This is a genomic window from Streptomyces sp. NRRL F-6492 (assembly GCF_001280125.1).
Taxonomy (GTDB): Bacteria; Actinomycetota; Actinomycetes; order Streptomycetales; family Streptomycetaceae; genus Streptomyces.
In genome coordinates this window covers 1-5574 of sequence record NZ_LGEG01000063.1, presented here as the reverse complement: position 1 = coordinate 5574, position 5574 = coordinate 1, and the positions used below count along the sequence as shown (strand labels likewise).

General features: G+C 72.9%; 5 protein-coding genes. All 5 read left to right on the top strand.

The genetic code is table 11. From position 1 onward, the window contains the following. The first annotated feature begins 60 nt into the window (after positions 1-60). Positions 61-1536, top strand: a complete 1476-nt coding sequence (locus tag ADL08_RS36490) for an acyltransferase family protein (RefSeq protein ID WP_063885256.1) — start codon at positions 61-63, stop codon at positions 1534-1536. Beyond that, positions 1533-2606, top strand: a complete 1074-nt coding sequence (pdhA, locus tag ADL08_RS07775) for a pyruvate dehydrogenase (acetyl-transferring) E1 component subunit alpha (protein WP_107091985.1) — start codon at positions 1533-1535, stop codon at positions 2604-2606. Before ADL08_RS36490 ends, pdhA begins: the two co-directional genes overlap by 4 nt. Before the next feature lies 1 nt (position 2607). After that, positions 2608-3630, top strand: coding sequence for an alpha-ketoacid dehydrogenase subunit beta (locus tag ADL08_RS07770; RefSeq protein ID WP_053641329.1), 1023 nt, complete (start codon positions 2608-2610; stop codon positions 3628-3630). Positions 3631-3670: 40 nt separating this feature from the next. Further along, positions 3671-5020 (top strand): dihydrolipoamide acetyltransferase family protein, encoded by a 1350-nt coding sequence (locus tag ADL08_RS07765; protein WP_053641330.1) that lies wholly within the window; start codon positions 3671-3673, stop codon positions 5018-5020. Positions 5021-5073: 53 nt separating this feature from the next. Then, positions 5074-5574 (top strand): thiamine pyrophosphate-binding protein (locus tag ADL08_RS07760; protein ID WP_267889554.1); only part of this gene is annotated, 501 nt, incomplete at its 3' end.

Sequence of the window (5574 nt, the reverse complement as noted above, 5' to 3'; positions counted from 1 at the left end):
GTCCCGCACCCCTCACCAGCACCCCCTCCCATGCGCATCCACCCAAGGAGAGAGAGTTCCGTGAGCATCGAGAGCCCCACCAGACCGGGCACCGCCGCGTCACCCGGAACCGGCACGTCCGGCGGCACCACGGCCGACGGCGGACGGCCGGCGGGGGAGGCCGCCCCCCGCGTGCGCCGGCTGCCCACCCTGACCGGTCTGCGCTTCCCGGTCGCCCTGCTGGTGTTCCTCTTCCACGCGGTCCTGCCCTTCGCCAGCATCCGGATCTTCGCCGACTCCGGCGTGGAGCGCGGCATCTACCACTCGCTCGGCATGGTCGCGGGCCTCACCATGCCGTTCTGGTTCATGCTGAGCGGCTTCATCCTGATCTGGTCCGCCCGCGAGAAGGACACGGCCACGGCGTTCTGGCGCCGCCGCTTCGCCAAGATCGTCCCGCCGTACATCGTGGCGTGGGTCGTCGCCCTGGTGCTCGTCAACGGCGTCGACGGCGCCCCCACCACCCCGCTCCAGGGCTTCCTCAGCTTCTTCATGCTCCAGTCCTGGGTGCCGGACGTGCCCACCAACTTCGCCGTCAACAACGTCAGTTGGTCCCTGTCGGCCGAGGCGTTCTTCTACCTCGCCTTCCCGGCCCTGTTCGTGGTGCTCAGGAAGATCCCCGCGCACCGCCTCAAGTACTGGATCGCCGGCGTCATCGCCGCCATCGCCGCGACCCCGCTGATCACCTACGCGATCATCCCCGTCGGCACCGAGGTCGTCCCCAACGAGCCCGGCCAGTCCGCCAACTACTTCTGGTTCGCCTACGTCCTGCCCGCCGGCCGGCTCCTCGACTTCGCGCTCGGCATGCTCGTCGGCCGCGCCGTCGTCCTCGGCCGCTGGCGCGACATCGGCCTGATCTGGTCGAGCGCGCTGGTCGTCGCCACCTACGTCGCCGGCCTGTACGTGCCGTGGCTGTGGGGCATCCGCCTGATCTGCGTCGTCCCGGCCGCCCTGCTGATCGCCGCCGGCGCCATCGCCGACAACGAGGGCCGGTTCACGATCTTCCGGAACCGGACGATGGTCTGGCTCGGCGAGATCTCCTTCGCCTTCTACCTGGTCCACTTCACGGTCCTGGAGTACACCCGCCACCTCCTCGGCGACGGGCTCTACTCCACCCCGGCCGCCCTGGGGATCCTCCTCGGCGAACTCGCCGTCTCCGTCCTCCTCGCCTGGGCGCTGTACTCCTGGGTGGAGGTCCCGCTCACCCGCCGCTGGTCGCGCTCCCGCAAGGACCGGGAGGCCGCGGAGGCGGCGAAGGCCGCCAAGGCCGCCAAGGCGGCGGAGGCAGAGGCGGTCGCCAAGGCCGCCGCCACCGAGCCGTCCACCGCCACCGAGCCGTCCACCGCCACCGGGCCCGCCCCGGTGCCGGCCGGGTCCGCCGGGTCCGCCGGGCCCGCCCCCACCGTCATCGTGGACGCTCCCGTCCCCGCCGAGGCGCCCCCGGTGCCCGCCGCGACCACCCGGGCCGCCGCCGGTTCCGACGGGAGGCAGGGGCTGTGAGCACCGAGGCCGTCCAACTGCTCACCCCCGAGGGCCGGCGCGTCCGGCACCCCGACTACGACATCGACCTCGGCCACGAGGAACTGCGCGGCCTCTACCGCGACATGGTCCTCGCCCGCCGGGTCGACGGCGAGGGCGTCACCCTCCAGCGCCAGGGCGAGCTGGGCCTGTGGCCCTCGCTGCTCGGCCAGGAGGCCGCCCAGGTCGGCTCCGCCCGCGCCCTCGACGCCGACGACCACGTCTTCCCCAGCTACCGCGACCACGCCGTCGCGCTCTGCCGGGAGGTGGACCCGGTCAACCTGCTCGCCATGTTCCGGGGCGTCAACAACGGCGGCTGGGACCCCACCGAGCGCGGCTTCCACCTCTACACCCTGGTCATCGGCTCGCAGACCCTGCACGCCACCGGCTACGCGATGGGCGTCGCCAAGGACGGCGGCGAGACCGCCGTGATCGCCTACTTCGGCGACGGCGCCACCAGCCAGGGCGACGTCAGCGAGGCGTTCAACTTCGCCGCCGTCTACAACGCGCCGGTGGTGTTCTTCTGCCAGAACAACCAGTGGGCGATCTCCGAGCCGACCGAGCGGCAGACCCGCGTCCCGATCCACCGGCGCGCCGACGGCTTCGGCTTCCCCGGCGTCCGCGTCGACGGCAACGACGTGCTGGCCTGCCTCGCCGTGACCAGGGCGGCCCTGGAGCGGGCCCGCCGCGGCGAGGGCCCGATGCTCGTCGAGGCGTTCACGTACCGCATGGGCGCCCACACCACCTCCGACGACCCCACCAAGTACCGGGACCCCGCCGAGGTGGAGGAGTGGGCGGGCCGGGACCCGATCGCCCGCCTCAAGGCCCACCTGCTCGATCTCGGCGCCGCAGACGCGCCGTACTTCGCCGCCGTCGACCGGGAGGCCGACGAGCTGGCGCAGGACCTGCGCGAGCAGGTGCGCTCCATGCCCGCCCCCGACACCGGGGCGATCTTCGCGCACGTCTACGCGGACCCGCACGCGCTGGTCGACGAGGAGCGCGCCGCGTTCCGCCGCTACGAGGCGTCCTTCGCCGTCACAGGAGGGAACTGAGATGACGACCCTCACGGTCGCGCGCGCGGCGGACGGGGCGCGCCCCGCGACGCGGACGCTGCCCCTGGGCCGGGCCATCAACGAGGCGCTGCGCGCCGCGATGGAGCAGGACCCCAAGGTCCTGGTCATGGGCGAGGACGTCGGCAGGCTCGGCGGCGTCTTCCGGATCACCGAAGGCCTGCAGAAGGACTTCGGCGAGGGCCGGGTGATGGACACCCCGCTCGCCGAGTCCGGCATCGTCGGCACCGCCATCGGCCTGGCCCTGCGCGGCTACCGGCCGGTGGTGGAGATCCAGTTCGACGGCTTCGTCTTCCCCGGGTACGACCAGATCGTCACCCAGCTCGCGAAGATGCACGCCCGCTCGCTGGGCCGGATCAGGCTGCCCGTCGTCATCCGCATCCCGTACGGCGGCGGCATCGGCGCGGTCGAGCACCACTCGGAGTCCCCCGAGGCCCTCTTCGCGCACGTCGCCGGCCTCCGGATCGTGTCCCCGTCGAACGCCTCCGACGCGTACTGGATGCTGCGGCAGGCGATCGCGTCCGACGACCCGGTCGTCTTCTTCGAGCCCAAGCGCCGCTACTACGAGAAGGGCGAGGTCGACACGGCCGCCGTCCCCGGCGACCCGCACCGCGCCCGCGTGGTCCGCGAGGGCCGGGACGTCACGCTCCTCGCGTACGGGCCGACCGTGAAGACCTGTCTGGACAGCGCCGCCGAGGCGGAGCGCGAGGGCCGCAGCCTGGAGGTGGTCGACCTGCGGTCGGTCTCCCCGATCGACTTCGACACCGTCCAGGCGTCGGTGGAGAAGACCGGCCGGCTCGTCGTCGTCCACGAGGCCCCGGTCTTCTTCGGCTCCGGCGCGGAGATCGCCGCCCGGATCACCGAGCGCTGCTTCCACCACCTGGAGGCCCCGGTGCTCCGGGTCGGCGGCTACCACGCGCCGTACCCGCCGGCGCGCCTGGAGGACGAGTACCTGCCCGGCCTGGACCGCGTGCTCGACGCCGTCGACCGCTCGCTGGCGTACTGAGGAGAGAGCACCCGTGACCGAACAGCACGTCCGCGCGTTCATGATGCCCGACGTGGGCGAGGGGCTCACCGAGGCCGAGATCCTCACCTGGTACGTCAAGCCCGGCGACACCGTCACCGACGGCCAGGTGGTGTGCGAGGTCGAGACCGCCAAGGCCGCCGTCGAGCTGCCGATCCCGTACGACGGGGTGGTGCACGAGCTGCACCACCCGGAGGGCGCCTCGGTCGACGTCGGCAGGCCGATCATCTCCGTGGCGACGGCCGCCGCGGCTCCGGTGGCCGCCGTGGCTCCCGGGACCCCGTCCGCCCCGTCCGCTCCGTCCGCTCCGTCCGCCCCCGTCCGGGAGCCGGTCCTGGTGGGCTACGGCGTCTCCGAGGGCCCGACCCGCCGCCGCCCGCGCAGGCAGGAGGCGGCCGTCACCGCCGCACCGGAGCCGACCGTGGAACCGGCGGCAGTGGAAATGGTGGTGGCGGAACCGGCGGTCGTCCCGGCGCGGCCCCTGGCCAAGCCGCCGGTGCGGAAGCTCGCCAAGGACCTCGGCGTCGACCTGGCGACGGTGGCCCCGACCGGCCCCGCCGGGATCATCAGCCGCGAGGACGTCCACCGGGCGGCGGCCCCGGCGCCCGAGGAGCGGCCCACCGCTCCGGAGCCGACACCGGCCCCGGTCGCGGAGGCGTCGTCCGCCGGTGCCCGGGTGACCCGCGTCCCCGTGAAGGGCGTACGGAGGGCCACGGCCCGGGCCATGGTGGCGAGCGCCTTCTCCGCCCCGCACGTCACCGAGTTCGTGACGGTCGACGTGACGCGCACGATGAAGCTCGTCGAGGAGCTGAGGTCCGACCCCGACATGGCCGGCCTGCGCGTCACCCCGCTCCTCCTCGTCGCGAAGGCCCTGCTCGTCGCGATCAGGCGCAATCCCGAGATCAACGCGTCCTGGGACGAGGTGAACCAGGAGATCGTCATCCGCCACGACGTGAACCTGGGCATCGCCGCGGCCACCCCGCGCGGCCTCGTCGTGCCGAACATCAAGGACGCCCACACCAAGACGCTTCCCCGCCTCGCCGGCGACCTCGGCGAACTGGTGGCGGCGGCCAAGGCGGGCAGGACCCCGCCCTCGGCCATGGCGGACGGCACCGTGACCATCACCAACATCGGCGTCTTCGGCATCGACACCGGCACGCCGATCCTCAACCCCGGGGAGGCGGCGATCCTCGCCGTCGGCGCCATCGGGCTCCGGCCCTGGGTGCACAAGGGAAAGGTGAGGCCCCGTCAGGTCACCACGCTCGCGCTCTCCTTCGACCACCGGCTGGTCGACGGCGAGCTGGGGTCCCGGGTCCTCGCCGACACGGCCGACCTCCTCGAACGGCCCAAACGGTTCCTGACCCGGGGCTGAGGGGCCTTTGTCGACATGCCAGCACACTCACCCGACCGGCAGTGGGGATTCACATGACGAACGCCGTGCAGCACAGCGCGGAGGCCGACCGGCTGCCCGCCGTCCCTCCGCCCCGGACGGAAGGACGGTCCGACACCGCCGTCGAGCACGTCACGGGCGCGCAGTCCCTGATCCGTTCCCTCGAAGAGGTGGGCACGGACACCGTCTTCGGCATTCCCGGCGGGGCGATCCTGCCGGCCTACGACCCGCTGATGGACTCGAAGAAGGTGCGCCACATCCTGGTCCGCCACGAGCAGGGCGCGGGCCACGCGGCCACCGGCTACGCCCAGGCGACCGGCAGGGTCGGCGTCTGCGTGGCGACCTCGGGTCCCGGCGCGACGAACCTGGTGACGCCGATCGCCGACGCCTACATGGACTCGGTGGCACTGGTGGCGATCACGGGCCAGGTCCCGTCGAAGGCGATCGGTACGGATGCCTTCCAGGAGGCGGACATCTGTGGGATCACGATGCCGATCACGAAGCACAACTTCCTGGTGACGAAGGCGGAGGACATT

Excerpts from the sequence above, each read along its gene's own strand:
- ADL08_RS07770 (WP_053641329.1), top strand. The coding sequence starts at position 2,608 with ATGACGACCCTCACGGTCGCGCGCGCGGCGGACGGGGCGCGCCCCGCG.
- ADL08_RS07765 (WP_053641330.1), top strand. The coding sequence starts at position 3,671 with ATGATGCCCGACGTGGGCGAGGGGCTCACCGAGGCCGAGATCCTCACC.